At 43.9% G+C, this 2,288-nt stretch carries 1 protein-coding gene and 2 tRNA genes; all 3 read right to left on the bottom strand.

Annotation, left to right across the window (positions count from 1 at the left end; translation table 11 throughout):
• Nucleotide 1 precedes the first annotated feature (1 nt).
• Nucleotides 2-77, bottom strand: a tRNA-Phe gene (locus R7040_RS24330).
• A 233-nt stretch (nt 78-310) separates the two neighbouring features.
• Entirely contained in the window at nt 311-1,936 is a 1,626-nt protein-coding gene (locus R7040_RS24325) for a methyl-accepting chemotaxis protein (RefSeq protein ID WP_064354312.1), read from the bottom strand.
• A 275-nt stretch (nt 1,937-2,211) separates the two neighbouring features.
• Nucleotides 2,212-2,287 (bottom strand) — tRNA-Asn (locus R7040_RS24320).
• Between the last annotated feature and the right edge of the window lies 1 nt (nt 2,288).

The following is a 2,288-nucleotide window of genomic DNA, read 5'->3' as shown; positions in this document are numbered from 1 at the left end:
GTGGTGCCCGGAGGCGGAATCGAACCACCGACACGAGGATTTTCAATCCTCTGCTCTACCGACTGAGCTATCCGGGCGACGAGGTGTATTAAAAGGCTTTTCGGCTTTCAGGTCAACAATAAAATTAAAATAAAATATCGTTTGATGAATTTGTGCTCGGAGTGGGCTGTTTTTATGCGTTTTTAGCAGCAATGCGCCATGCTTTAAGCGATGTTTTAACATTGATAGTGTGTTCACTTGCAAAATAAAGGCGATAAAAACAAAAAAGCACGTCTGAAAACGTGCTTTTTATTGAACAATTGACTTTAAACTAGTGCTTTACTGAGAACTTGTTTACCCAACCTTCTAGCTCATTCGCTAGTGAAGCTAAACTTTGAGTACTTGATTGACTCTCGGTTACGACAGAGTTGAGTTGGCCTCCGCTTTCCTCGATAAGGTTTATGCGTAGCGCAATATCATCGCTAACCTGCGTCTGCTCAGCGGCAGCAGTAGCGATCTGCTGGCTCATTGTGGTGATAGATTCTAACGCCGTTACAATTTGCTGTAGAGCTTCAGAGGCATTCTTAGACTCTGTAACAGTGCTTTCACTGGTTTCTGCACATATTTCCATTGTGTGAATGGCATTGCGAGAGCCTTCTTGCAGATTGGAGATCATATACTGAATCTCTCTTGTGCTGTCTTGTGTGCGTCCTGCTAGGTTGCGTACCTCATCAGCAACGACTGCGAAGCCTCGGCCTTGTTCTCCAGCACGTGCTGCTTCAATGGCTGCATTGAGTGCCAATAGGTTTGTTTGCTCTGCAATATCACCAATCACATCGAGCACTTTTACAATATTATTTACATCCTGATCTAGATCGGCGACCGCTTTACTCGCAGTATTTAATTGAGAAGCTAAACCTTGAATGTTTTCAACCGTGTTATGAATGAGTTTCTGAGTATGTTGGCTTTGTTTGTCAGCCTCGTCCGTATTGTTTGCGGTGTCGCTTGCTGAATTGGCAACATGGTTGGCTGAAGATGCCATTTCAGTCATCGCAGTGGCAATCATCGCCGTTGATTGCTGCTGAGATACGGTAAGATCGGCAATCGTATTTGATCGAGCTTCTACGGCAGACAACTCTGCGCGCAGTGCATGCATAGACTTCTCTAGGTTTGTCACCATGGTAGCTAGTGATTGACTCATATCTTGCACGGCACGATAGATACTTCCTCTCGGTGCCACAGTATCAAAACTGGTCTGAATGTCTCCTTGAGCGACAGCTTGAACTGCTTTACGCACGTCGTTAGGCTCTCCACCAAGTAGATGAAGCATTTTGCGAATCGAAATGATCAGGCCACTTAGAATACTTCCCGCGATAATCAGACACAGCACAAGCTGCCATTGTGCTGTCGACCAAAAACGTGCGTTAACTTCATTAAAGCCAATACCTGTACCGACAACCCAGCCCCAGTGTGGTGTTTTTTCTGCTATCGAGTGTTTTTCTTCAATGCTGCCATCAGCTTGTTTTTGGCTCCAGGTATATTCAATGATCTGACCTGTTTTGTGCCCCAATACATCTAGAATGAGTTGGCCTACGCTATTACCACTGCCATCTCTAAAGTCATGGAAGCTGGTTCCGTGCAGTTGAGGGTCTAGTGGTGCGGCGATGAACATCATATTTTCATCTGCGACATAAACGTATTCGTTGTCTTTGTAGATATTGTTACGAAGTAGGCGAGTGGCTAATGCTTTCGCTTCGTCTTCCGGCATTTTGCCTTCGATAGCCATCTTTTCTACTTCGGTAAGTATGCTGTACGCACTTTTAAATAGCTCAGTAACTCGAGCTTTGTTATCAAGGTTACTTGCGACGCGAAGTGTCCATAAGCCCGTTGCGGTCAGAGCTAGGAGAGCTAGCAATATGATCGCAGATAATAAATAGGCTTGAGTTTTTAGTTTCATATTTAGCTCACAAATAAAGTGTTATCACTATGCAAGGCATAGCTAAAAGAAGAAATGTAATAACTCGGGCATCTTAGTGAAGATAAATATGCTCGGATACTAATGCGTATTGAAATTACGATGAGGATTAAATTTTTAGCGTGAAATAAGTGTTTTTGAAGAAAGGATTTAATGTTCGCTGATGTTTAGAAATGAAGTGCAGATAAATGGGAAAGTGAGAAATGACGTATAAAGCAGATACAAAAAAGCCGCATCAAGTGATGCGGCTTTAAAAGTGGCTCCTCCTGCTGGGCTCGAACCAGCGACCTGCGGATTAACAGTCCGTCGCTCTACCAACTGAGCTAAGGAGGAA

Source organism: Vibrio sp. 1069 (genome assembly GCF_033340555.1).
The sequence above is the reverse complement of the archived record's forward strand: the minus strand, read 5'-3'. Positions and strand labels throughout refer to the sequence as shown.

Excerpts from the sequence above, each read along its gene's own strand:
- R7040_RS24325 (WP_064354312.1), bottom strand. The coding sequence starts at position 1,936 with ATGAAACTAAAAACTCAAGCCTATTTATTATCTGCGATCATATTGCTA.